The sequence below is a fragment of the Cellulomonas persica genome, from assembly GCF_007989825.1.
In the GTDB taxonomy this organism is placed as follows: Bacteria; Actinomycetota; Actinomycetes; order Actinomycetales; family Cellulomonadaceae; genus Cellulomonas; species Cellulomonas persica.
On sequence record NZ_BJUA01000025.1, the window covers coordinates 1 to 23,924 of the forward strand.

At 73.2% G+C, this 23,924-nt stretch carries 26 protein-coding genes; 13 read left to right on the forward strand and 13 right to left on the reverse strand.

The features are described from left to right. The 4 genes from CPE01_RS15515 to CPE01_RS15530 form a co-directional block, all read right to left on the reverse strand. Positions 1-790, reverse strand: a 790-nt coding sequence (locus CPE01_RS15515; RefSeq protein ID WP_307723716.1) for a biotin/lipoyl-containing protein, incomplete at its 3' end; no start/stop codon positions are given. A gap of 27 nt (positions 791-817) precedes the next feature. After that, the gene (gene lpdA / locus CPE01_RS15520) at positions 818-2,203 is read right to left on the reverse strand and encodes a dihydrolipoyl dehydrogenase (protein WP_146807713.1); all 1,386 of its coding nucleotides are present in this window, start codon (positions 2,201-2,203) and stop codon (positions 818-820) included. Between the two features lie 184 nt (positions 2,204-2,387). Further along, a complete protein-coding gene (locus CPE01_RS15525) occupies positions 2,388-2,750 on the reverse strand; it encodes an oxidoreductase (protein ID WP_146807714.1) in 363 nt (120 codons plus the stop codon). A gap of 101 nt (positions 2,751-2,851) precedes the next feature. After that, positions 2,852-4,324 carry a leucyl aminopeptidase gene (locus CPE01_RS15530; protein WP_146807715.1) on the reverse strand — a complete coding sequence of 491 codons (1,473 nt, stop codon included), beginning with the start codon at positions 4,322-4,324 and terminating at the stop codon, positions 2,852-2,854. Positions 4,325-4,405: 81 nt separating this feature from the next. On the opposite strand from CPE01_RS15530, the gene CPE01_RS15535 reads away from it, so the two are divergent. Genes CPE01_RS15535 through CPE01_RS15550 form a run of 4 tightly spaced genes read left to right on the forward strand, consistent with a single transcriptional unit; the run spans position 4,406 to position 6,477 of the window. Further along, a complete protein-coding gene (locus CPE01_RS15535; protein WP_146807716.1) occupies positions 4,406-4,765 on the forward strand; it encodes a hypothetical protein in 360 nt (119 codons plus the stop codon). Then, the gene (locus tag CPE01_RS15540) at positions 4,762-5,211 is read left to right on the forward strand and encodes a hypothetical protein (RefSeq protein ID WP_246783994.1); all 450 of its coding nucleotides are present in this window, start codon (positions 4,762-4,764) and stop codon (positions 5,209-5,211) included. Before CPE01_RS15535 ends, CPE01_RS15540 begins: the two co-directional genes overlap by 4 nt. 4 nt (positions 5,212-5,215) lie before the next feature. Then, positions 5,216-6,271: a quinone-dependent dihydroorotate dehydrogenase gene (locus CPE01_RS15545; protein ID WP_146807717.1), complete on the forward strand. Its 1,056-nt coding sequence runs from the start codon at positions 5,216-5,218 to the stop codon at positions 6,269-6,271. Continuing rightward, the gene (locus CPE01_RS15550) at positions 6,268-6,477 is read left to right on the forward strand and encodes a hypothetical protein (protein WP_146807718.1); all 210 of its coding nucleotides are present in this window, start codon (positions 6,268-6,270) and stop codon (positions 6,475-6,477) included. Before CPE01_RS15545 ends, CPE01_RS15550 begins: the two co-directional genes overlap by 4 nt. Positions 6,478-6,527: 50 nt before the next feature. Here the strand turns inward: CPE01_RS15550 and yczR are convergent, their stop codons facing one another. After that, positions 6,528-8,003, reverse strand: coding sequence for a MocR-like transcription factor YczR (yczR, locus tag CPE01_RS15555; RefSeq protein WP_146807719.1), 1,476 nt, complete (start codon positions 8,001-8,003; stop codon positions 6,528-6,530). A 61-nt stretch (positions 8,004-8,064) separates the two neighbouring features. Between yczR and CPE01_RS15560 the strand changes: the two genes are divergently transcribed. Further along, positions 8,065-8,253 carry a hypothetical protein gene (locus CPE01_RS15560; RefSeq protein WP_146807720.1) on the forward strand — a complete coding sequence of 63 codons (189 nt, stop codon included), beginning with the start codon at positions 8,065-8,067 and terminating at the stop codon, positions 8,251-8,253. Next, the gene (yczE, locus tag CPE01_RS16560) at positions 8,250-8,918 is read left to right on the forward strand and encodes a membrane protein YczE (protein WP_186811584.1); all 669 of its coding nucleotides are present in this window, start codon (positions 8,250-8,252) and stop codon (positions 8,916-8,918) included. The genes CPE01_RS15560 and yczE overlap by 4 nt, the downstream gene beginning before the upstream one ends. 36 nt (positions 8,919-8,954) lie before the next feature. Here yczE and CPE01_RS15575 read toward each other — a convergent pair whose 3' ends face one another. Beyond that, positions 8,955-9,965, reverse strand: coding sequence for an aldo/keto reductase family protein (locus tag CPE01_RS15575; RefSeq protein ID WP_146807722.1), 1,011 nt, complete (start codon positions 9,963-9,965; stop codon positions 8,955-8,957). 63 nt (positions 9,966-10,028) lie between these two features. Continuing rightward, positions 10,029-10,625 carry a DUF3043 domain-containing protein gene (locus CPE01_RS15580; RefSeq protein WP_146807723.1) on the reverse strand — a complete coding sequence of 199 codons (597 nt, stop codon included), beginning with the start codon at positions 10,623-10,625 and terminating at the stop codon, positions 10,029-10,031. A gap of 32 nt (positions 10,626-10,657) precedes the next feature. On the opposite strand from CPE01_RS15580, the gene CPE01_RS15585 reads away from it, so the two are divergent. Beyond that, the gene (locus CPE01_RS15585; protein WP_146807724.1) at positions 10,658-12,043 is read left to right on the forward strand and encodes a dipeptidase; all 1,386 of its coding nucleotides are present in this window, start codon (positions 10,658-10,660) and stop codon (positions 12,041-12,043) included. 78 nt (positions 12,044-12,121) lie between these two features. Next, on the forward strand, positions 12,122-13,495 hold the full coding sequence (locus CPE01_RS15590; protein WP_146807725.1) for a pyridoxal phosphate-dependent decarboxylase family protein: 1,374 nt from the start codon (positions 12,122-12,124) through the stop codon (positions 13,493-13,495). A gap of 27 nt (positions 13,496-13,522) precedes the next feature. Here CPE01_RS15590 and CPE01_RS15595 read toward each other — a convergent pair whose 3' ends face one another. From CPE01_RS15595 to nadA, 3 genes are read right to left on the reverse strand one after another with little or no spacing between them, the layout of a single operon-like run. Further along, positions 13,523-14,065: an acyl-CoA thioesterase gene (locus CPE01_RS15595; protein ID WP_146807726.1), complete on the reverse strand. Its 543-nt coding sequence runs from the start codon at positions 14,063-14,065 to the stop codon at positions 13,523-13,525. Positions 14,066-14,124: 59 nt separating this feature from the next. Then, entirely contained in the window at positions 14,125-14,724 is a 600-nt protein-coding gene (locus CPE01_RS15600; protein ID WP_146807727.1) for a DJ-1/PfpI family protein, read from the reverse strand. 33 nt (positions 14,725-14,757) lie between these two features. Beyond that, positions 14,758-15,957, reverse strand: a complete 1,200-nt coding sequence (gene nadA, locus CPE01_RS15605) for a quinolinate synthase NadA (protein ID WP_146807728.1) — start codon at positions 15,955-15,957, stop codon at positions 14,758-14,760. Between the two features lie 186 nt (positions 15,958-16,143). Between nadA and CPE01_RS15610 the strand changes: the two genes are divergently transcribed. Both CPE01_RS15610 and erpA read left to right on the forward strand, forming a co-directional pair. Then, a complete protein-coding gene (locus tag CPE01_RS15610; protein WP_146807729.1) occupies positions 16,144-17,340 on the forward strand; it encodes a glycerate kinase family protein in 1,197 nt (398 codons plus the stop codon). Positions 17,341-17,534: 194 nt separating this feature from the next. Next, positions 17,535-17,885 (forward strand): iron-sulfur cluster insertion protein ErpA, encoded by a 351-nt coding sequence (erpA, locus tag CPE01_RS15615; RefSeq protein WP_141370246.1) that lies wholly within the window; start codon positions 17,535-17,537, stop codon positions 17,883-17,885. A 125-nt stretch (positions 17,886-18,010) separates the two neighbouring features. Here erpA and CPE01_RS15620 read toward each other — a convergent pair whose 3' ends face one another. Beyond that, a complete protein-coding gene (locus tag CPE01_RS15620; protein WP_146807736.1) occupies positions 18,011-19,135 on the reverse strand; it encodes a cysteine desulfurase family protein in 1,125 nt (374 codons plus the stop codon). Positions 19,136-19,387: 252 nt separating this feature from the next. Between CPE01_RS15620 and ctaC the strand changes: the two genes are divergently transcribed. Genes ctaC through CPE01_RS15635 form a run of 3 tightly spaced genes read left to right on the forward strand, consistent with a single transcriptional unit; the run spans position 19,388 to position 22,481 of the window. Then, positions 19,388-20,266 carry an aa3-type cytochrome oxidase subunit II gene (gene ctaC, locus CPE01_RS15625; RefSeq protein WP_146807730.1) on the forward strand — a complete coding sequence of 293 codons (879 nt, stop codon included), beginning with the start codon at positions 19,388-19,390 and terminating at the stop codon, positions 20,264-20,266. Next, entirely contained in the window at positions 20,266-22,086 is a 1,821-nt protein-coding gene (gene ctaD / locus CPE01_RS15630; protein ID WP_146807731.1) for an aa3-type cytochrome oxidase subunit I, read from the forward strand. Before ctaC ends, ctaD begins: the two co-directional genes overlap by 1 nt. Beyond that, positions 22,083-22,481: a cytochrome c oxidase subunit 4 gene (locus CPE01_RS15635; protein ID WP_146807732.1), complete on the forward strand. Its 399-nt coding sequence runs from the start codon at positions 22,083-22,085 to the stop codon at positions 22,479-22,481. The genes ctaD and CPE01_RS15635 overlap by 4 nt, the downstream gene beginning before the upstream one ends. 98 nt (positions 22,482-22,579) lie before the next feature. Here the strand turns inward: CPE01_RS15635 and CPE01_RS15640 are convergent, their stop codons facing one another. Beyond that, positions 22,580-23,113, reverse strand: coding sequence for a CYTH domain-containing protein (locus tag CPE01_RS15640; RefSeq protein ID WP_146807733.1), 534 nt, complete (start codon positions 23,111-23,113; stop codon positions 22,580-22,582). Positions 23,114-23,205: 92 nt separating this feature from the next. Next, a complete protein-coding gene (locus CPE01_RS15645) occupies positions 23,206-23,835 on the reverse strand; it encodes a superoxide dismutase (RefSeq protein ID WP_146807734.1) in 630 nt (209 codons plus the stop codon). Between the last annotated feature and the right edge of the window lie 89 nt (positions 23,836-23,924).

Here is a 23,924-nt window from a genome sequence, read left to right on the forward strand (position 1 = left end):
CCGCAGGCGCGGGAGCGGCCGGGGCCGGGGGAGCCGGCGTCGCCGGGACCGGCGCCGGAGCCTGGGCGGCCGGAACGGGCGCGGGAGCCTCGGCGGGAGCCGGAGCAGCGGCGGGTGCCGGTGCGGCCGCAGCGCCCGCGGCACCGATGCGCGCGAGGACCGCGCCGACCTCGACGGTCTCGTCCTCCTGGACGAGGATCTCGGTCAGCGTGCCCGCGAGCGGCGACGGGATCTCGGTGTCGACCTTGTCGGTGGAGATCTCGAGCAGCGGCTCGTCGACCTCGACGCTGTCGCCGACCGACTTGAGCCAGCGCGTGACGGTGCCCTCGGTGACGGACTCACCGAGCGCGGGGAGCGTGACGTCCTGCGCGTCGCCGGACCCGGCGGCCTGCTCGGCGGCGGGGGCGGGGGCGGCCTCCTCGTGCTCCTCGACCGACTGCTGCGCGGGAGCTGCCTCGGCGGCGGACTCCTCGGCGGGGGCCTGCTCGGCGGGCGCCTCCTGCGCGGGAGCCTCCTGCGCGGCGGGAGCCTCGTCGGACGAGCCGCCGCCCTCGCCGGAGCCGATGACGGCGAGCGCCGCACCGACCTCGACCGTCTCGTCCTCCTGGACGAGGATCTGCTCGAGCACGCCGGCGAACGGCGACGGGATCTCGGTGTCGACCTTGTCGGTGGAGATCTCGAGCAGGGGCTCGTCGACCTCGACCGTGTCGCCGACGTTCTTCAGCCAGCGGGTGACGGTGCCTTCGGTGACGGACTCACCGAGCGCAGGAAGCTGCACGTTCTGGGACATGACCGCGTCGTCTCCTTCGATTCCAGGTCAGTTGTGGGCGTGCAGCGGCTTGCCGGCAAGGGCCAGGTGGGCCTCGCCGAGCGCCTCGTTCTGCGTCGGGTGGGCGTGGACCAGGGCGGCGACGTCCTCGGGGTACGCCTCCCAGTTCACGATGAGCTGACCCTCGCCGATGAGCTCGCCGACGCGCGCGCCGATCATGTGCACACCGACGACCGGGCCGTCCTTCTGGCGCACGAGCTTCACGAAGCCCTGCGTGCCGAGGATCTTGCTCTTGCCGTTGCCGGCGAGGTTGTACTCGAGCGTCTCGACGCCGTCGTCGCCGTAGAGCTCCTTGGCGCGGGCCTCGGTCACACCCACGGAGGCGACCTCGGGCTCGGAGTAGGTGACGCGGGGGATGCCCGACTCGACGATCGGCTGCGGGTTGAGACCCGCGATCTGCTCGGCGACGAAGATGCCCTGCGCGAAGCCGCGGTGCGCGAGCTGCAGCCCGGGGACGATGTCGCCGACGGCCCAGATGTTCGCGACGCCCGTGTGCAGCTTCTCGTCGGTGATGACGAAGCCGCGGTCGAGCGTGATGCCCTGCTCCTCGAAGCCCAGGCCCGCGGTGCTCGGCCCGCGGCCGACCGCGACGAGCAGCACGTCCGCGTCGAACGTCTTGCCGTCCTCGAGCGAGACGTGCACGCCGTTGTCGTCCTGCGTGACGCCCGAGAAGCGGACGCCGAGGTTGAACTTGATGCCGCGCTTGCGGAAGGCACGCTCGAACGCCTTGCTCAGCGCCTCGTCCTCGTTGGGGACCAGGTGCGGCAGCGCCTCGATGATCGTCACGTCCGCGCCGAAGGACTTCCACACGCTCGCGAACTCGGAGCCGATCACGCCGCCGCCGAGGATGATCGCGGACTGCGGGATCCAGTCGAGCGTGAGCGCCTGGTCGGAGGTCATGACCCGACCGCCGATCTCGAGGCCCGGCAGCGAGCGCGCGTAGGACCCGGTGCCGAGCACGATGTGCTCACCCGTGAGCGTCTGGCCGTTGACCTCGACCGTGTTCGGGCCGGTCAGCTTGCCGTAGCCCTCGACGACCGTGATGCCGCGGGACTTGATGAGGCCCTGCAGACCCTTGAACAGGCCGCCGATGACGGTGTCCTTGTACTGGTTGACCCCCGCCATGTCGACGTGGTCGAGCGACGTGTGCACGCCGTAGTGCGCACCCTCGCGGGCGTTGTCGGCCAGCTCCGCGGCGTGCAGGAGGGCCTTGGTCGGGATGCAGCCCTTGTGCAGGCAGGTGCCGCCGACCTTGTCGGCTTCGACGAGGGCGACGGTCTTGCCGAGCTGGGCGGCGCGCAGGGCAGCCGCGTAGCCACCGCTTCCCGCTCCCAGGACGACGATGTCGAAGGCGGTGCCGGTGGTCTCGGCCACGTGCAGACTCCTCAGCTCAAGGACGACGGGTCGGCAGGCCGCGCGCGCTCGGCGTGGGTCTGCCCAGTCGCCGACCATCTTGTCATCCTCGTCGCGGGCGAACGAACCCGAGCCGCGGGAATCTCGATGTGATGCTGCGAACAGTCATCCCACGACTCGGCAGGTCGCGCCGGGCCTGCGCCGCTCAGGAGCCCTGCGACGACGCCCGGCGCCGCTCGATGCGCTGCCGCGCGTTCCAGTCGCGCACGCGCTGCGGGTAGCCGGTCCGCTGGACGTCGTACACCGGGATGCCGAGCGTCTGGGCGAGCGCGGCCGCGGCCCGCATGTCCGGCACGCGTCGCCGCGTCCACTCACCGTCGGTCGCGACCAGCATCACGGTCGTCGGCGTCACGTTCGTCTGGGGCTCGACGTACGCCTCGACGCCCACGCGCGTGCGCGTGAACTCCTGCAGGTGCGCGAGCGTCGCCTCGCGCACCTCCTTCTGCGACGGCTCCGCGGTCGCGGAGGCGTCGTTCGCTCGACGCGACGACCGACGGAACAGACCCATGCGGCGAGGGTAACCGCCCGACCTGGCCGGACGGAGGGGTTCCGCGACGACGAGGCCGCGCGACGCCCCCGCAGGAGGCCGCGGGCGGCGTCCGACGAGGGTCAGGCGCGCGACTCGACGAACGAGAGCAGCGTGCGCACGCCGACACCCGTGCCGCCGACGGGCGTGTAGTCGTGCGCGGAGCGCTCGTTGAACGCGGGACCCGCGATGTCGAGGTGTGCCCAGGAGGACTCGCCGACGAACTCGCGCAGGAAGACTCCGGCCGAGAGCATCCCGCCCCAGCGCTCGCCGATGTTCGCGATGTCGGCGACCTTCGACTTCAGGCCCGCGCGCAGCTCCTCGGGCAGCGGCATCGGCCAGAAGAGCTCACCCGAGGCGGTCGCGGCGTCGACGACCTGCGCACGCGTGTCCTCGGTGCCCATGACGGCCGACACGCGGTGGCCGAGCGCGACGACCTGCGCACCCGTGAGGGTCGCGATGTCGAGCACGACGTCGGGCTTCTCCTCGAGCGCGGCGACGAGGCCGTCGGCCATGACCAGCCGCCCCTCGGCGTCGGTGTTGAGGACCTCGACGGTCGTGCCGCCGCGGATCGTGATCACGTCGGACGGGCGCTGCGCGCTGCCCGACGGCATGTTCTCGGCGAGGCAGAGCCACCCGGTGACGGCGACCGGCAGGCCGAGCTTGGCCGCCGCGACGACGGTGTGCAGCACGGACGCGGCACCCGCCATGTCGGACTTCATCGCCTCCATGCCGGCGGCGGGCTTGATCGAGATGCCGCCCGAGTCGAACGTGATGCCCTTGCCGACCAGCGCCACGGTCGCGCGCGGCTTGGTCGGCGTGTACGCGACGCGCACGAGCCGCGGCGGACGCGCAGAGCCCTGCCCGACGCCGATCAGGCCGCCGTAGCCGCCCGACGCGAGCGCCTTCTCGTCGAGGACCGTGACCTTGAGGTTCTTGACGCCCTTGACCGCGGCCTTCGCCTCGTCGGCGAACGCGGCTGGGAACAGGTCGTTGGGAGCGGTGTTCACGAGATCCCGCGTCGCGTGCACCGCGGCGGCCACGACCTCGGCGCGAACGACCGCGTCCTGGGCGGCGCGCTCGCGCGTGCGCTCCGTGACGACCTCGATGCGCTCGACGGGCGCGTCGTGCAGCGCGTGGTAGCGGCTGAACGCGTACGCGCCGAGCAGCGCGCCCTCGGCGACCGCGCCGACGGCACCGGCGTCGGGCGTCGGCAGCGCGATCGCCACCGACTCCAGGCCGGCGAGCTCGCGCGTGGCGGCCCCGGCGGCACGGCGCAGCGCCTCGCGACCCGCGTCGGAGCCGTCGAGCTCGGCCTCGCCGACGCCGGTCAGCACCAGGGTCGCGGCCTTCAGGCCGGTCCCGGGGATGCGGCGCACCTCGTCGACCGCGCCCGTGATCCCGAGCCGGGCGGCGTCGCGCGACAGGAGCCGGGCGAGCTCCTTCGGCAGCCACGCCGCGTCGACCGCGTCGACGGCGTTGCCGCGGGGCCGGACGGCGACCACGACGGCGTCGACGGCGAGCTGGGCGGGGTTCTTCGAGGTCAGCGAGATCACGCCCCCGATCGTAACCGCGCCGACCGGCCGTGCGACGGGACACCGCGGGCGAGGCGCCCGCGCCCGGTAGGTTGTGCAGCCGTGACCGTCGTCCTGTCGCTCCTCGTCGCGCTCCTGTGCGCCGCCCTCGCGGGGTGGGCGCTGTGGTTCGTGATCGCCGACCGCGCGGTGATCCTGCGCCAGCTCTGGGGCGGCGCGGTCGTCGAGGGCGCGCTCGTCGTCCAGGCGGTCGTGCTCGCGGTCCTGCAGGCGACGGGCGAGCAGGACGTCGACGGCGTGCTGCTGTGGGGTTACGTCGTCACGCAGCTGGTCGTGCTGCCCGTCGCCGCCGCCTGGGCGTTCGCGGAGCGCACGCGCTGGAGCTCGGTCGTCCTGCTCGTCGCGGCCCTGACCGTCGCGTTCCTGCAGCTCCGGCTCCTGCAGATCTGGGGGACCCTGTGATCGACGTCCGCCCGTCGACGCACGCGACGCACCCCACGGGGACAGGCGCGGGCCGGCTCCTGGTCGCGGTGTACGGCGTGCTCGCGCTCGCCGCGACCGCACGCGGGCTCTACCAGGTGACGACCAAGCTCGACGAGGCGCCGCTCGCGTACGCGCTGTCGTTGCTCGCCGGGATCGTGTACGTCGTCGCGACGATCGCGCTCGCGCGCGACCTGCGGCGCCTGGCCTGGGTCACGGTCGGCTTCGAGCTCGTCGGGGTGCTCGTCGTCGGCACGCTCTCGCTGGTCGACGTCGGCGACTTCCCCGACGAGACGGTGTGGTCGCAGTTCGGTGCCGGCTACGGCTACGTGCCGCTCGTCCTGCCGTTCGTCGGGCTGTGGTGGCTGTGGCGCACGGGTCGCACACCGGACGCCCAGGCGACGTCGAGCGCCGCGACCGTAGGGTGAGCGCGTGTACCGCCTCCTGTTCGACCTGGTCTTCCGCCGCATGGACCCCGAGCGCGCGCACGAGGTCGCGTTCTCGCTGATCGGGTTCGTCGGGCGCGTCCCCGGGCTGCGCTCGCTCGTCGGCCGGCTCTTCGCGGTCCCGGCGGGCGGCGCCACGCACGTCTGGGGCCGCGCGTTCCCGGGCCGGTTCGGGCTCGCGGCGGGCTTCGACAAGAACGCGAAGGCCGTCGAGGGCCTGGCGATGCTCGGCTTCTCGTTCGTCGAGATCGGCACCGTCACCGCGCACGCGCAGCCGGGCAACGACAAGCCCCGGCTGTGGCGCGTGCTCGACCGCCGCGCGCTGCGCAACCGGATGGGCTTCAACAACGAGGGGTCGCAGGCCGTGGCGCGTCGGCTCGAGCGGCTGCGCTCGACCGCGCACGGCCGGTCGGTCGTCGTCGGGGTCAACATCGGCAAGACGAAGGTCACGCCCGCCGAGCACGCCGCTGTCGACTACGCGACGAGCGCGGGGCGCCTCGCCGCGTACGCCGACTACCTCGTCGTCAACGTCTCGTCGCCGAACACGCCCGGCCTGCGCGACCTGCAGTCGGTCGAGGCGCTGCGGCCGATCCTCGAGGCCGTGCGTGAGGCGGCCGACGAGGCGACAGCGCGCGCCGCGGTCCGCCCGGTCCCGCTGCTGGTGAAGATCGCTCCGGACCTGTCCGACGACGACGTGGACGCGGTCGCCGACCTCGCGGCCGAGCTCGGGCTGGACGGCGTGGTCGCGGTCAACACGACGATCGCGCACGACCTCGGCCCGGGCGGGCTGTCCGGCCCGCCGGTGCTCGCGCGCGGGCTCGACGTCGTCGCGCGGCTGCGCGGCCGGCTGGGTCCCGACGCGGTGATCGTCGGCGTCGGTGGGATCACGACGCCCGCCGACGCGCGGGAGTACCTCGCGGTGGGCGCGACGCTGGTGCAGGGCTACACCGGGTTCATCTACGAGGGGCCCGCGTGGGCCGCCCGCATCGGACGGGCGCTGGCCGCGGACGCACGCCGCGAGCGGGCGGCGGTGGTGCGATGACGTTGCGACCGCAGTGGGAGTGGCGGCTCGAGGGCGCCGACGGCCCGCTCGAGCGGCCCGTGAGCCCGGTGTTCGGCAACCGGTACGACGCCGAGCAGTGGCTCGGTGAGCACTGGCGCGTGCTCGCGGCCCAGGGGGTCGCGTCCGCCGTGCTGCAGCACGAGGGCCGTACGGTAGGCCCGGCGGTCGTCTTCCCCCAGGCCTGACCGGCGCGGCCCGATCGACTCCGGCGCGCCCTGACGCGGCCGACGACGCGTCAGACGACGACGAGCGCCGGGTCCGGGGCCGTGGGGCCGGCGGTGTCGTCCACCCCGAGCTCGGCCCACGCACGCACGAGACCGTCGACGGCCTGTTCGAGCCGCTCCGGGGGCTCGGTGAACGGCAGCCGCAGGTAGCGCTCTAGTCCGGGCTCGACGCCGAACGCCGGCCCGGCCGCCAGACGCACCCCGTGCCGCGGGGCGAGCGCGGCGAGCGCAGACGACACCGGTGCCCCCAGGTCGACCCACAGCGCGAGACCGCCCGCGGGTGTGTTCGCGCTCCAGGACGGCAGGCGCTGCGCGACCAGCGTGCGCAGCAGGTCGCGGCGCTCGCGCAGCTGCCGGCGGCGGCGTGCGAGCACCGTGTCCCGGTCGGCGATGAGCCGCGCGACGACGAGCTGGTCGAGCACCGACGAGCCGATGTCCACGTGCCCGCGGTGCACCGTGAGGCGTCCGACGAGGTCCCGGTGACCGCGCACCCAGCCGATCCGCAGGCCGCCCCAGTAGGTCTTGGACGCCGAGCCGAGGCAGACGACGTAGGGGCTGGTGCCGTCACCCGCGAACGAGGGCGGCTCGGGGCCGTCGAGCGTGAGGTCGGTGAGGGCCTCGTCGCCGACGACGAGCGTGCGGGTGCGCCCGGCGAGCTCGCGCACCCGCGCGCGGACCTCCTCGGTCAGGGACGTCCCCGTCGGGTTGCGGTGGTCCGGGATGAGGTAGGCCAGCCGCGGCGCGCCCTGACGCAGGGTCGAGGCGAGCAGGTCCGGGTCGAGGCCGTCCGGCCCCGACGGCACGACCACGGGCCGTGCGGACGCCGCGCGTACGGCGTCGATCGCGTGCGGGTAGGTCGGGTGCTCGAGCAGCACACGGTCGCCCGGGCCGGCGTGCGCCCCGACGATCAGGTGGATCGCCTCCTGCCCGCCGGTCGTCACGAGCACCTGCTCGGGCGTCGTGGGCGTGCCGCGCTCGGTGTAGCGGTCGGCGATGGCCGACCGCAGCTCGGGCAGACCGCCGGGGGAGTAGCCCGTGGTGTGCAGGTGGCGGGGGAGCAGGTCGAGCGCGTCGCGCACGGCCGCGTGCAGCTCGTCGGGCGCGTGCGGGGCGGCGGTCGTGAGGTCGACGAGGCCGTCGGGGCCGGGCCCGGGCTGGAACCGGCCCGCGGACCGGGGCAGGTGCGTCGGGAGGGTCGTGACGGTTCCCGAGCCGCGACGCGAGGCGAGGTAGCCCTCGTCGCGCAGGGTGTCGTACGCGGCGGTCGTCGTGGTGCGCGAGACGGCGAGTGCCTCGGCGAGCTCGCGCTCGCTCGGCAGGCGGGTCCGCAGCGGTAGCGCACCCGAGAGCACCGCCTGGCGCAGTGCGTCGGCGAGCGCGCCGTACGCGGGCCCGGGCCGCGCCCACGACCCGAGGACCGCGCGCATCGCGTGACCCGAGACGCGCCGGTCGCTCGTGAGTGGGAGCTCGTCCGGAGCGGATGGCATGAGGCCACTCTGTCACGAGTGGCTATGGATGGCATAGCCACATCGCCCACAGAGTGGAGCCATGTTGGTCGTACTGATCGCGGTGGCCCTCGTCGTCGCCCTCGTCGTGCCCCTGGTCGTGGTGATCCGTGCCGACGGGCGCGGCGCGCGTCGATGGACGCACGACTGGGCGCAGGGGACGTCGCTCGAGCTCGCACGCAGCACGCCGGTGCGCGCGTCGCGCTCGGAGTCCGTCAGGATGGCGTCGTGATCCCCGCCCCCGTCGGACGCCGCCTCGTCCGCCTCACCCTCGGCCTCGTGCTCTACGCGATCTCGATCGCGCTGCTCGTCGACGCCGAGCTCGGCAACATGCCGTGGGACGTGCTGAGCCAGGGCGTGGCCCGGCGCACGGGGGCGTCGTTCGGCACCGTCACGATCGTGACGAGCGCGCTCGTGCTGGCGTGCTGGATCCCGCTGCGGCAGCGTCCCGGCTTCGGGACCGTGGCGAACGTGGTCGTCATCGGCGTGCTCGTCGACCCGTTCCTCGCGCTGCTCGGCGGGCTCGGGGACCTCGGGCTCCCGCTGCGGGTCCTCGCCGTCGTGGTGGGGATCGCGCTCAACGCGCTGGCGACGGCGCTGTACGTCGGCGCGGGGCTCGGACCCGGTCCGCGCGACGGCCTGATGACGGGGCTCGTGGCGCGCACCGGCCGGTCCGTGGCGCTCGTGCGGACGTCGATCGAGGTGGTCGTCGTGGTCACCGGCGTGCTGCTCGGCGGACGGTTCGGTGTCGGGACGATCGCGTACGCGGTGCTCGTCGGCCCGCTCGTGCACGTCCTGCTGCCGCGCCTGCGCGTGCCGGGACCGGACGACGAGCCCGCACGCACGACGGGTGCGCGGACCCTGCCCGACGAGCAGGACCGCGCACCCGTGAGCTGACCGCCCGGCGTCGGGTCGGTCAGCCGCGCCGGTGCGTCAGCGCGAGGCGGGCGACGACTTCGCCGTCTCGGCGGGGTCGCGCACCACGCTGTCGCCCAGCACGTCGTCGATCCGCGCGAGCAGCTCCGCCGGGATCGTCACGCCGGACGCCTTGACGTTCTCGGCCACCTGCTCGGGGCGCGAGGCGCCGATGATCGCGGCCGCGACGTTGTCGTTCTGCAGCACCCAGGCCACGGCGAGCTGCGCCATGGTCAGGCCGAGCTCGTCGGCGATGGGTCGCAGCTGCTGGACGCGCTCGAGCGTCGTCTGGTTCTCCAGGAACGAGCCGATCATGCGCGCGCCGCCCTTGTCGTCGGTCCCGCGCGAGCCCGCGGGGGCCGGCTGACCGGGCAGGTACTTGCCGGTGAGCACGCCCTGCGCGACGGGCGACCAGACGATCTGCGACAGGCCTTCCTCGCGCGAGGCCGGCACGACCTCGTCCTCGATGACGCGCCACAGCATCGAGTACTGCGGCTGGCTCGAGACGAGCGGGACGCGCAGCTCGCGCGCGAGCGCGGCACCGGCGTGGATCTGCTCGGCGGTCCACTCGCTCACGCCGATGTACAGGGCCTTGCCCTGGCGCACGACGTCGGCGAACGCGACCATCGTCTCCTCGAGCGGCGTCGCGTGGTCGTAGCGGTGCGCCTGGTAGACGTCGACGTAGTCGGTCTGCAGGCGCTGCAGCGAGCCGTCGATCGACTCCATGATGTGCTTGCGGGACAGCCCGGTGTCGTTGGCGCCCTTGGGGCCGACCGGCCAGTAGACCTTGGTGAGGATCTCGAGGCTCTGGCGGCGCTCGCCCTTCAGCGCCTCGCCGAGCACCGTCTCGGCCGCGGTGTTGGCGTACACGTCGGCGGTGTCGAAGGTCGTGATGCCCGCGTCGAGCGCGGCACGTACGCACGCCTTCGCGGTGTCGTTCTCGACCTGCGAGCCGTGCGTGAGCCAGTTGCCGTAGGTGATCTCGGTGATCTTCAGGCCGGAGCGGCCCAGGTAGCGGTAGTTGACCATGACGCCACCCTAGGCACACGCCGCTGCGGCAGCCGGTCCGTCAACACCGACGAGTGAAGATCGTCACTCCGGGTACGCGCGGCGCTTGACCTGAGGCTTCGGCAGGCGCGACCGGCGCAGCTGGAACGCCCGCATCACGGCGTACATGAGCGTGCCGCGCGGCACGGCGCCGAACTTGGCGACGATCCGGCGCTTGAGGCGGAACCACAGCACCGCGCCGTCGATGATCGCGGCGATGACGTACAGGTAGAGCAGGAACAGCGCGATGACCGACACGAGCGCGTTGGCCTGGGCGAACGACAGCTGGATCACGAGGCAGACGGCCGCGATCGGCAGGAAGAACTCGCCCAGGTTGAAGCGGGCGTCGACGTAGTCGCGCACGTAGCGCTTGAGCGGACCGCGGTCGCGCGCGGGCATGTGCCGCTCGTCGCCCGACTGCATCGCCTTGTACTCGCGGTCCCGCTGCTCCTTCTGGGCCTGGCGAGCGGCCTTGGCGGCGTTCTGCCGGTCGGCCGGGACGAGGGGACGCTTGTTCGCCGCCTCGGCCTCCTTGCGCTTCGGCGTCGGGCGACCCTTGCGGCTGTCCTCGACGATGCCGACGGGCGGCTCGTCCTCTGCCGGGGTCGAGGTCGTCACGGGGTCGTTGCGGCGTCCGAACACTCCACCAGGGTAGTCGAGTAGCGTGGCTGGCCGTGACCGCCGACGACGACACCACTGCTTCCCCCCAGCGAGTCGCGCAGCTGCGCGAGCGCACCGCTGCCGCCTTCCCCGCCCTGCGCGCCGAGCTCGAGGCGCTCGTACGGATCCCCAGCGTGTCGAACGACGAGTTCGACCAGGCCCACGTCGCGGCGAGCGCGGCCCACGTGGCCGACCTGCTGCGCGGTGCGGGCATCGAGGACGTGCGCGTGCTGCACGCCGCGGGCGCGCACGGACGGCGCGGACGCCCCGCGGTGCTGGCCCGCCGGCCCGGGCGCGAGGGCGCGCCGACCGTCCTGCTGTACGCGCACCACGACGTCCAGCCGCCGGGCGACGAGGCCGAGTGGCAGACGTCGCCGTTCGAGCCGGTCGAGCGCGACGGGCGCCTGTACGGGCGCGGCGCGGCCGACGACAAGGCCGGGATCATCGCGCACCTGGGGGCGCTGCGGGTGCTGGGCGACGAGCTCGGCGTCGGGCTCGTGGTGTTCGTCGAGGGCGAGGAGGAGATCGGGTCTCCGACGTTCGCGGACTTCCTGCAGGCGCACCGCGACGAGCTGTCGGCCGACGTCATGGTCGTCGCGGACTCCTCGAACTGGGCCGTCGGCACCCCCGGGCTCACGACGTCGCTGCGCGGGCTCGTCGACCTCGAGGTCGAGGTCGCAGCCCTGGACCACGCGATCCACTCGGGCATGTACGGCGGCCCGGTGCTCGACGCCCCGACGCTGCTGGCGCGCCTGATCGCCACGCTGCACGACGAGCAGGGCGACGTCGCCGTCGCCGGGCTGCACCGCGCGCCCGACCCGTCCGTCGACTACGACGAGGCCGCGCTGCGCGCCGACGCGGGCGTCCTCGACGGCGTCCGGCTGGCCGGCACGGGTCCGCTCACCGCGCGGCTGTGGACGCGTCCGGCGATCAGCGTCATCGGGTTCGACGCACCGCGCGTCGCGACCGCGTCCAACACGATCGCCGCGCGGGCGCGGGCCAAGCTCTCGGTGCGCCTCGCGCCGGGCAGCGACCCGGCCGAGGCGATGGCGGCCATGCGCGCGCACCTCGAGCGGCACGCGCCGTTCGGCGCGCAGGTGACCGTGCGCGAGGGCGAGCAGGGCAAGCCGTTCCAGGCGCCGGCGGACTCCGCCGCGATGCGCGTCGCGCGCTGGGCTTTCGCGCAGGCGTGGGGAACCGACCCGGTCGACATCGGCATCGGCGGCTCGATCCCGTTCATCGCGGACCTGCTCGAGCTGCGGCCCGACGCGGCGATCCTCGTCACGGGTGTCGAGGACCCGGACTCGCGCGCGCACGGCGCGAACGAGTCCGTGGACCTCGGCGAGCTCGAGAAGGTCGTGCTGGCCGAGGCCCTCCTGCTGGACCGCCTGGCCGGCTGACCGGGCCGGGTACCGCATCGGACGGAGCCGGGGGTCGCCTGAGTGCATCACACGGGCGACCCGGGGCTCCTGCTCGGCATGGAACCTGACACACGGCGTGTGCTCGAGCTGGCCTTCACGCGGGCGGCGGCCTGGTTGGACGACGTGGCGGAGCGCCCGGTCGCGCCGACGGTCGACGCCGACGCGGTGCAGGACGCGCTGGGCCGCCTCCTGCCCGAGTCCGGGCAGGACCCGGTCGACGTCGTGCAGCGGCTCGCCGACGCGGTCGAGCCCGGGCTGATCGCGAGCCAGTCGCCACGCTTCTACGGCTGGGTGATCGGCGGCACGCACCCCGTCGCCGTCGCGGCGGACTGGCTCGTGACGGCGTGGGACCAGAACGCCGTGATGCGGGACCCGATGCCGGGGGAGCCCGCGGTCGAGGAGCTCGCCGGACGGTGGCTGCTCGACCTGCTCGGCCTGCCCGCCGAGTCGAGCGTCGGCTTCACCACGGGCGCGACGACCGCGAACCTCGCGGGGCTCGCCGCCGCGCGGCACCGCGTGCTGGCCGACGCGGGCTGGGACGTGGAGCAGCGGGGTCTGGTGGGCTCGCCCGGTGTCCGCGTGCTCGCGGGCGCCGAGCGGCACGGTTCGGTCGACCTCGCGCTGCGGTACCTCGGGCTCGGTGCGGCCGAGCTCGTCGCGGCGGACGACCAGGGCCGCATCGACGTCGCGACGCTCGAGGCCGAGCTCGCGCGGTCGTCGCGGCCGACGATCGTGGTGCTGCAGGCGGGCAACCTCCACTCGGGCGCCTTCGACGACGTGGGCGCAGCGTCCGACGCCGCGCACCGCCACGGCGCGTGGGTGCACGTCGACGGCGCGTTCGGGCTGTGGGCAGCGGCGACGCCGCGTCTGGCCCATCTCGTGCCGGGTCTCGCGCGCGCGGACTCGTGGGCGACCGACGCGCACAAGACGCTCAACACGCCGTACGACTGCGGGGTCTCGTTCGTCGCGCGCCCGGCGGACGCCGTCGCCGCCCTCGGGGCGCAGGCGAGCTACCTCGTGGCCACCGAGGCGGGGCTCGACCCGTGGACCCTCGTCCCCGAGATGTCCCGCCGCGCGCGTGGCGTCCCCGTGTGGGCGACGCTCGCGGCACTCGGCCGCTCGGGCGTCGCAGCGCTCGTCGACGGGCTCGCGGCCGCAGCGACGCTGCTGGCGGACGCGCTGCGGGACGTCCCGGGCGTCGAGGTGCTCAACGACGTGGTCTACACGCAGGTCTGCGTCGCGTTCGGCGACGACGAGCGCACCGCGGCCGTCGCGGACGCACTGCGGGCGGCAGGGGAGGTCTACGCCTCGACCTCGCGCTGGCAGGGTCGTACGGTGCTGCGGTTCTCGGTCAGCAACGCGTGGACCGACGAGGCACAGGTGCGACGCACCGTCGAGGCGGTCCGCCGTGCGCTGGAGTCCGTCGGCTGACGGCGCGGGTGCGACGTCGTCGGGCCGTCAGCGCGCCGCGACGTCCACAGCGCGGGCCCAGGTCGCGACGTCGTCCGGCAGCGTCGGGCTCGGCAGGGGCGCGCCGACGATCAGCTCGACGACGTCCGGGGAGGCGACGCGCGTGCCGTCGCGACCCAGGAACCGCCCCGCGACGATGCCGCGCGCGACGTGCTCGGGCGCGCCGTCGCGACCGCGGCGGGAGAACGCCTGCTCGAGGTAGACCACGCGCTCGTCCCAGCCGAGGAGCGTCGTCGTGATCTCGAAGCGCTGCCGGAACGTCAGCGACCGTCGGTACTTGATGGTCTGCGCGGCCACCACGGGGTACCAGCCGCGCTCGTTGAGCGCGTCGAACGCGCCGAGGTCGGCGAGGAAGTTGGACCGCGCGACGTCCATGCACTGCAGGTAGATGCCGTTGTTCACGTGGCGGTACAGGTCGAGGTCCGACAGGTGCACGCGCATCCGGGTGACCGAGGGGCTGAGCAGGTCCTGACCAGGGACCGCGCGACGGGGACGGAAGGTGGCCGCCGCGAGCTGGAGGGTGCGGATCACCCGGCGATGTTACTCACGCGTACGCGGACGCGTCCCGACCCGTCTCCGGCGCGGTTCCGTCAGACCGGCGGCATCGGGTCGTACTGGATGCCGCGTCGCACGGTGCGCGCGTTCTCGACCGAGTCCAGCCGTGCGACCAGGTGCAGTGCCATGTCGATGCCCGCCGAGACACCCGCGGACGTCACGACGTCGCCGTCGTCGACGAACCGCGCGACGCGGTCCTGCTGCACGCTCGGGTCGATCGCCGTGAGCTCGTCGTACGCCCGCCAGTGGGTCGTCGCGGGCCGGCCCGCGAGCAGCCCGGCCGCGGCGTACACCAGCGAGCCCGTGCAGACGCTCGTCATGAGCGGCGTGCTCTGGCGCATCTCGCGGACCCAGGCCAGGTGCTCGTCGTCGCGGGCGAGCGCACGCGTGCCCTGACCACCCGGGTACACGAGCACGTGCAGCGGGCCGACCTCGTCGGCGGACGTGTCCGGCACGAGGGACAGCCCCTTGGTGCAGCGGACAGCCGCCCCGTCGCTCGAGAACGTCAGCACCTCGGTGTCGGTGCGCAGGTGGTGCGCCCACCACGAGAGGACCTCGTACGGGCCGACGACGTCGAGCTCCTCGCACGCGTCGAAGACGAACAGGCCGATCCGGATCGACTTGCCGGTGCTCACGAGGCCTCCGGAGGGAAGGTGGACGACGGCAGGTCAGTAGCCGGGCAGCGCGAGCATCTGGTCGAGCGCCACGCGCGCCCAGTGGGCGTCGTCCGGGTCGACCACGACACGGTTGACGACCCGCCCCGCGACGAGCGACTCCATCGCCCACACGAGGTGCGGGAGGTCGATCCGGTTCATCGTCGAGCAGAAGCAGACCGTCGAGTCGAGGTAGTGGACCTTCTTGTCCGGGTGGGCGTTCGCGAGCCGGCGCACGAGGTTGAGCTCCGTGCCGATCGCCCACGACGAGCCCGCGGGGGCCGCGTCGAGCGCCTTGATGATGTACTCCGTCGAGCCGACCATGTCCGCCGCGGTGACGACCTCGTGCTTGCACTCGGGGTGCACCAGCACGGTCACGTCCGGGTCGGCCGCGCGCACGTCGACGACGTTGCGCTCCGAGAAGCGGCCGTGCACCGAGCAGTGGCCGCGCCACAGGATCATGCGCGCGTCGCGCAGCTGTGCGGTGGTCAGGCCGCCGCCGGGGCGCCGCGGGTCGAACACCACGCAGTCGTCCAGCGAGAGCCCGAGCTGCTGCACCGCGGTGTTGCGGCCCAGGTGCTGATCGGGCATGAAGAGCACCTTGCCCGTGCCGTCGAGGCCGCCGACCTTGTCGAACGCCCAGCGCAGCGCGACGTGCGCGTTCGACGACGTGCAGACGGTGCCGCCGTGGCGTCCGGTGAAGGCCTTGATCGCCGCGGTCGAGTTCATGTACGTGACGGGGACCGTGCTGTCCGCGACACCCGCGTCGACGAGCACGTCCCACGCGTCGGCGACCTGGTCGATCGCGGCCATGTCGGCCATCGAGCAGCCGGCCGCGAGGTCGGGGAGCACGACCTGCTGGTCCGCCGACGTGAGGATGTCCGCCGACTCGGCCATGAAGTGCACGCCGCAGAAGAGCACGAACTCGGCCTCGGGCCGAGCCGCGGCCTCGCGCGCGAGCTTGAACGAGTCGCCCGTGACGTCGGCGAACGCGATGACCTCGTCGCGCTGGTAGTGGTGCCCGAGGACGAACGCCCGCTCGCCCAGGGCTGCGCGCGCGGCGCGGGCGCGTTCGACGAGGTCGGGGTCGCTCGCCGACGGCAGGGTGCCGGCGCACTCGACGCCGCGCTCCGACGTGAGGTCGACGCCGCGACCGAGCAGGAGCAGGGCCGAGGCGGCGGGCTCCACGAACGTGCCAGAGGTGGTCAGGCTCACGGTGCCGATCCTTCCACAACGCGCGCGAGGCGCCGCGGGCCGGTCCCCGTGGCCGACGTCACACAGCCGTCGTCCGACGACGGGTCCGGCCGACGCGTCCGACCGACCGCGGGGCCACCGGCGCGGCAGCCACGCGGCCACGGGCGCGACAGCCACGCGGCGGTGCGCGACGCGTGGCGTGCGACGATGCGGCTCGTGCATGTGCTGGTGGCCCCCGACTGCTTCGGCTCGAGCCTGACGTCCGCGCAGGCGGCGGCGACGATCGCCGACGCGTGGCGCGCGGCCGCACCGCACGACGACGTGCGCACGTGCCCACTGTCCGACGGCGGGCCCGGCTTCGTGCAGACGCTGCACGCCACGCTCGGCGGTGAGCTCGTCGCGGCGGGCGCCGACGGGCCGCTCGGCGAGCCCGCGCCGGCCGCGCTGCTCGTCGTCGACGGGCCCGCGGGCCGCACCGCCTACGTGGAGTCCGCGCACGCGGTGGGCCTCGCGCTCGTGCCCCCGGACCGACGCGACCCCACGCGCACGACGAGCCGCGGGCTCGGGACGCTGCTGGCCACCGCGCGGGCGACCGGAGCACGGCGGGTCGTCGTCGGGCTCGGCGGTTCTGCGACGAACGACGCCGGCGCCGGGATGCTCGTCGGGCTCGGTCTGCCCGACCCGCGCGGCGTGCTGGCCGCCGGTGGTGGCGCGCTGCTCGACGTCCGTGGTGACGACCTCGCCGGCCTCGCCGGCCTGCGGGCCGACTGGCGCGACGTCGAGCTCCTCGTGGCGACCGACGTCGACGTGCCGCTGCTCGGCCTGCAGGGCGCGAGCGCGGGGTTCGCCCCGCAGAAGGGCGCGACTCCCGAGCAGGCGCAGGCCCTCGAGCGCGCGCTCGCGACGTTCTCACGCCTCGCGGTCGACGCGCTCGGCGACGCGTTGCGGCCGGACCTGCTCGCCGGCTCGGGCGGCGCCCGGTCCGCCGCGACACGCCTCACGCACGCGCCGGGTGCCGGGGCGGCCGGCGGGCTCGGGTTCGGGCTGGCGCTGCTCGGCGGGCGCCTCGTCGCCGGCGCCTCGCTCGTCGCGGACGCGGTCGGGCTCGACGCACGCATCGCCGCCGCCGACCTCGTCGTGACGGGGGAGGGCCGGTTCGACTGGCAGTCCCTGCATGGCAAGGTCGCCTCGCTCGTCGCCGAGCGTGCTCTGCCGCACGCGGTCCCGGCGATCGTCGTGGCGGGACAGGTCGAGATCGGTCGCCGCGAGATCTCCGCCGCGGGGCTCGCGGGGGCGTACCCGGTCGCGGAGCGGCCCGACCAGGTGGACGCCGCGCTCGCCGACCCGGCCGGGACGCTCGCCGCCCGGGTCACGCGCGTCGCTCGGACGTGGTCGCCCGCGTGATCCGACGCCCCGGACGACGCCCGTCCGACGGCGACCCCAGGGGGCGGCGCGCACGCCCTCGCGCGGGCGCGCCGTGTGGGATGCGTCTCGTGACGGTGCGCGGTGTCCGACGCGTCGTACCCTGAGGGGGAACATTCGTCGGGCCGCCGGTGTTGGCGCCTGCGAGAGTCGTTCGTCATCCGTCAGGAGAGCCCATGAGCGAGACCACCGAGGTCGCCACGCACGGCGTGAACCTCACCGACGTCGCCGCGAGCAAGGTGCGCAGCCTGCTCGAGCAGGAGGGTCGCGACGACCTCCGGCTTCGTGTCGCCGTGCAGCCCGGTGGCTGTTCCGGCCTGATCTACCAGCTGTACTTCGACGAGCGCGTGCTCGACGGTGACGCCGTGCGCGACTACGACGGCGTCGAGGTCGTCGTGGACCGCATGTCGGTGCCGTACCTCGAGGGCGCGACGATCGACTTCGCCGACACGATCGAGAAGCAGGGCTTCACGATCGACAACCCGAACGCGGGCAGCGCCTGCGCGTGCGGCGGCTCGTTCAGCTGATCTCGACCGCAGGCCCGTCCCGCGCGTGAGCGCCGGGGCGGGCCTGTATCGTGCCCGGGCTCGACCGGGGGACCGGAGACGCACCCGGGCTCGTTGCGGGGGCGGGAACCCGCCGGCGGCGAGGGTCAGACGACGCCGAGGCTCGCGCGCAGCTCGGCGACCACCCGTGGCAGCACGGCCAGGAACGCGTCGACGTCCTCGGGCGTCGTCGCCGCGTGCAGGCCGATCCGGACGTTGCCCTGCGTCAGCACGCCCATGGCCGCGAGCACGTGCGACGGTTCGAGCGTGCTGGACGTGCACGCCGAGCCCGACCCGACCGCGAAGCCGAGCCTGTCGAGCGCGGTGACGACCGCCTCACCGTCGACGTAGAGGCACGAGAACGTCAGGACGTGGGGGAGCCGGTGCGTGGGGTCGCCCGCGACGTCGCAGTCGGGGACGTGCGTCGCGACGTGCGTGCGGATTCGGTCGACGAGCGCACGCAGCCGGTCCGCGCGTTCGGGCGCCGTCCGCGCGGCCTCCTGCAGCGCCACGGCCGCGGCGAGGGCCGCGGGGACGCTCGGCCCGCCCGGGAACCAGCGCTCCTCGTCCTGCGGCCAGTCGGGGGCGCGCCGCACCCCCGCCCGCGTGACGAGCAGACCCAGGCCGCCCGGGCCGCCCCAGTCGCCGGGGTCGGCCGCCAGGACGTCCCACGACTGCCCGACGTCGACGTGGCCCAGGCTCGCGCCCGCGTCGACGAGCAGCGGGACGCCCGCCGTGCGGGCGGCCTCGTGCACGGCGGCGACCGGCTGCACCGTGCCCACCTCGCCGTTCGCGTGCTGCAGCGCGGCGAGCGCCACACCCGGGGCGCTCACCGCATCGGCGAACGCGTCCACATCCACGCGACCCCATCGGTCGACCTGCACCGTGGTGTGCCGGCCGTCGCCCCGCTCCGCGACGAACTCCGCGGCGTGCAGCACGGCCGCGCGCTCGACCGCGCTCGTCACGACGTCCGCGCCGAGGCGTCGTCGACCGCGGGCCACCATCCGTACGGCGGCGTGCAGCGCGGCCGTGTGCGACGGCGCGAGATCCACGTCCTGCGTGCGGGCGCCGACCACCGCGGCGATCGCCTCGCGCGAGCCGTCGAGCAGCGCACGCGCGCGGCGGCCCTCGGCGTGCAGGCGGCGCGGGTCTGCCCAGCCCTGGTCGAGCGCCTCGACGTACGCGGCACGCGCGGCGGGCAGCAGGGGGGCGCGCCCGCCGGCGTCGAGCATGACGCGCCGGGCGGGGGAGGTGCTCTCGTCGTGCAGGTCGGCCACCCTCGAACCGTATCCGCAGGCGTGCCCGCCGTGGTCGGCGCGCTACCCGGGAGTGTGACGGTGCTGACACGGCGTCGTGATCGGGTGTCACGGGCGTCCGTGAGGCCGGATCGCGCGCTAGGCTGCTCGCGTCGAGGACGAAGGTCCCAGGTGTGCCACGCCCGGAACGGGGGCGGCACGTCCGGGACGTGAGCGAGAGGTCGCCCGTTGCACCCGGAAAACCCCCGCCGGACGCGGCGCCCGGCCCTGAAGTGGGCTGGCATCGCGGCGGTCGCTGCTGTGGCCCTGAGCGGTTGCTCGGACCAGGTCCAGCGCGGCTGGATGCCCGGCAACTCGGACGCTGAAGTCACGAACCAGACCGGTCGCGTGGTCGACCTGTGGGTCGGGTCGTGGACCGCCGCCCTCATCGTCGGCCTCATCACGTGGGGCCTGATGCTCTGGTGCGTCGCCGTGTACCGCAAGCGCAAGGACGACGACGTCCTGCCCGTGCAGCTGCGGTACCACGTGCCGCTCGAGATCATGTACGTGATCCTGCCGATCGTCATGGTCGGCGTGCTCTTCTACTTCACGAACCGTGACATGAGCGAGATCACGGACACGAACGTCGAGTCCGACGTCGACATCCAGGTCATCGGCAAGCAGTGGAGCTGGGACTTCAACTACCTCGACGACGACGTCTACGAGACGGGCGAGCACGCCCAGAACGTCGGCTCGACCGAGGGCGTCCTCGACGACCAGGTCACGCTCTACCTGCCCGTCGGCGAGTCCGTGCGCTTCACGCTCGACTCGCGCGACGTCATCCACTCGTTCTGGGTGCCGCAGTTCCTCTACAAGCTGGACATGATCCCCGGCAAGCAGAACTCGTTCGTGGTCACGCCCCAGCAGGAGGGCCTGTACCGCGGCAAGTGCGCCGAGCTGTGCGGCGAGGAGCACTCGTCGATGCTCTTCAACGTCAAGGTCGTCTCGCGTGAGGAGTACGACGCGCACATGCAGGAACTGCGCGACAAGGGTCAGACCGGAGCGCTCGGCCTCGAGTACAGCCGGCACCAGGATCTGAACAGCGCAACGTGGGAGGACGAGGACTGATGGCGGCCGTCGCGGAGAACATCCCGGGTCTGGCGCCGTCGCGTCAGACGCTCGGTCGCACCGTGGTCAAGTGGGTCACCTCGACCGACCACAAGACGATCGGCTACATGTACCTGATCACGAGCTTCGTGTGGTTCGTGGTCGGCGGGCTCCTGGCGCTGCTGATCCGCGCCGAGCTGTTCACGCCGGGCATGGACGTGTTCCAGTCCAAGGAGCAGTACAACCAGGCGTTCACGATGCACGGCACGATCATGCTGCTGCTGTTCGCGACGCCGCTGTTCGCGGGCTTCGCGAACGTCATCATGCCGCTGCAGATCGGCGCGCCCGACGTCGCATTCCCGCGGCTGAACATGTTCGCGTTCTGGCTGTTCTTCTTCGGCGGCCTCATCGCCGCCGCGGGCTTCCTGACGCCGCAGGGTGCCGCCTCGTTCGGCTGGTTCGCGTACGCGCCGCTGTCGAACACCGTCTACTCGCCGGGGCTCGGGGGAGACCTGTGGGTCTTCGGCCTCGCGCTCGGTGGTTTCGGGACCATCCTCGGTGCCGTCAACTTCATCACCACGATCGTCACGATGCGTGCGCCCGGCATGACGATGTTCCGGATGCCGATCTTCACGTGGAACACCCTCGTGACGTCGCTGCTCGTCCTCATGGCGTTCCCGCCGCTGGCCGCGGCGCTGTTCGCGCTCGGCGCGGACCGTCGTCTCGGCGCGCAGGTCTTCAACCCCGAGAACGGCGGTGCGCTGCTCTGGCAGCACCTGTTCTGGTTCTTCGGGCACCCCGAGGTCTACATCATCGCGCTGCCGTTCTTCGGCATCGTGACCGAGATCCTGCCGGTCTTCAGCCGCAAGCCGATCTTCGGCTACAAGGGTCTGGTCTACGCGACGATCGCGATCGCGGCGCTCTCGGTGACCGTGTGGGCCCACCACATGTACGTCACGGGCTCGGTCCTGCTGCCGTTCTTCGCGTTCATGACGATGCTCATCGCCGTCCCGACCGGTGTGAAGTTCTTCAACTGGATCGGCACGATGTGGCGCGGCAAGCTCACGTTCGAGACACCGATGCTGTGGACGATCGGCTTCCTGGTCACGTTCCTCTTCGGCGGTCTGACGGGCGTCATCCTGTCCAGCCCGGCGCTCGACTTCCACCTGTCCGACACCTACTTCGTCGTGGCGCACTTCCACTACGTCGTGTTCGGCACCGTGGTGTTCGCGATGTTCGCCGGCTTCTACTTCTGGTGGCCGAAGTTCACGGGCAAGATGCTCGACGAGCGCCTGGGCAAGATCCACTTCTGGACGCTGTTCATCGGTTTCCACACCACGTTCCTGGTCCAGCACTGGCTCGGCGTCGTCGGTATGCCGCGTCGGTACGCCGACTACGCGGTCGCGGACGGCTTCACCTGGATGAACCAGCTCTCCACGGTCGGCGCGGTGATCCTCGCGGCCTCGACGCTGCCGTTCTTCTGGAACGTCTACACCACCGCGCGCAACGCGCCGAAGGTGACCGTCGACGACCCGTGGGGCTACGGCGCCTCGCTCGAGTGGGCGACGTCCTGCCCGCCGCCGCGGCACAACTTCACGTCGCTGCCCCGCATCCGCTCGGAGCGTCCGGCGTTCGACCTGCACCACCCCGAGGTCGCGGCGATGGACTTCGTCGAGCCGAACGCCGGGCCGCTCGACTGGGAGGCCGACCGGCGCGGGGAGACCGCCGTGGCGGCCGAGCGCGTCGCGAACGGTGAGGGAGAACCTGAGCAGTCGTCGGCGGTCATCGTGGAGGACCGGCCGGCGGACGCCGTGCGTGACGACGAGGAGGGCACCAAGTGAAGCTCGAGGCCAAGCTCTTCGGCTACGGGATCCTCTTCTTCCTCCCGATCGGCCTCGTCTACGCGCTCTGGAGCGACGGCGAGCCCGTCGGCACCGTGAGCATCCCGCTCGTGGGCGGCCTGGTGGGCATGATCGGTGCGTACTTCGCCCTGCTGTCCCGCCGGATCGACCCGCGGCCCGAGGACGACGAGCACGGCGAGATCGAGCAGGGCGCCGGTGACCAGGGCGTCTTCGCGCCGTGGTCGTGGTGGCCGCTCGCGATCGGCCTCTCCGCAGCCGTCGCGTTCGCCGGCCTCGCCATCGGCTGGTGGCTGTTCTTCATCGGCGCGGCGATCGGCGTGATCTCGCTCGTCGGCTGGGTGTTCGAGTTCTCCCGGGGACAGCACGCCCACTGACGCCCGTCCATCGACGAAGGCCCGACCAGAGTGTCTGGTCGGGCCTTCGTCGTCCCGCTCCTCGCGTGCCGAGGCGCTCTGCGGCTTCTGGTCCGCGGTCAGCGAGCCTCGTCGATCAGCTCTCGTGCAGCGCGCAGGACCGACGCCGCATCCGCGTAGGCGAGTCGGCCGCCCGTGAAGCGCAGGTCCCGCGTGACCTCCAGATGGCCGCTGGGCGGCGCGTACGCGGCTGCGGCCTCGTCGTCGTCGAACTCCACCTCGGCGAGCACCAGCCCGTTCAGCGGCCCGCGGAAAGCGTCGTAGGCCATGCCGGCGCGGTGGCGCACCTTCGTGAGGGTCGCCGCGGGCAGCACGCGCAGGACGTCGTACTCCGCCTGCGAGAGGTACGTCGTCGTGAGCTGCCCCCACGGTTCGCCCGGGATCTTCTGCGTGAGCTTCAGCTCGACGTCGCCCGAGGGGTGCACGACGCGACGCAGGCGCAGCCTGGTTCCGTCGAGGTAGCGGTCGTGGATCTCGCGCCGCTCCGAGTCGCCCTCCGCACCGCCCGGGTGCGGGAGTGCGTGGGGTGCGACGAGGAAGCGACGCTCGCGCTCCGGTCGGGCGAACCGGGACCGACGTGCGACCACAGCCATGCGACGTCCTTCCGTTCGCGTGCGCCAGGGACGCCGAGGGGCCGCCCGCGGTCGGCGGGCGGCCCCTCGGCGGCGTGTCGGAGGCCGACGCGTCAGACGGCGGGGACGATCAGACCCGAGGTCTGCGACCGGGCGCGCTCGAAGCGCGCGGCGGCGTCCGCCCAGTTGACGATGTTCCACCACGCCTTGACGTAGTCCGCCTTGACGTTGACGTAGTCGAGGTAGAACGCGTGCTCCCACATGTCGAGCACGACGATCGGGACGAGGCCCAGCGGGAAGTTGCTCTGCTGGTCGTACAGCTGGAAGATCGCGAGCTTCTGGCCCACCGAGTCCCAGCCGAGGATCGACCAGCCGGAGCCCTGGATGCCGACCGCGTTGGCGGCGAAGTGCTTCTGGAATGCGTCGAACGAGCCGAAGAACTCGTCGATCGCCGCGGCGAGCTCGCCGGTCGGCTTGTCGCCGCCCTCGGGGGAGAGGTTCTGCCAGAACACCGAGTGGTTCACGTGGCCGCCGAGGTTGAACGCCAGGTTCTTCTCGTGCAGGTTGACCGCCGCGAGGTCTCCGGACTCGCGGGCCGCGGCGAGCTTCTCGAGCGCGGTGTTGGCGCCCGTGACGTAGGCCGCGTGGTGCTTGTCGTGGTGCAGCTCCATGATCCGGCCGGAGATGTGCGGCTCGAGCGCCGCGTAGTCGTACGGCAGGTCCGGAAGCGTGTAGTCAGCCATGCGTGAGTACCTCTCCTGCGTCACGCGGGGAGCGGTGGCCCCCGCTGGGTACGAGTCGGGCGGCCCGCCCGTGGGGCGAGCCGCCCGAC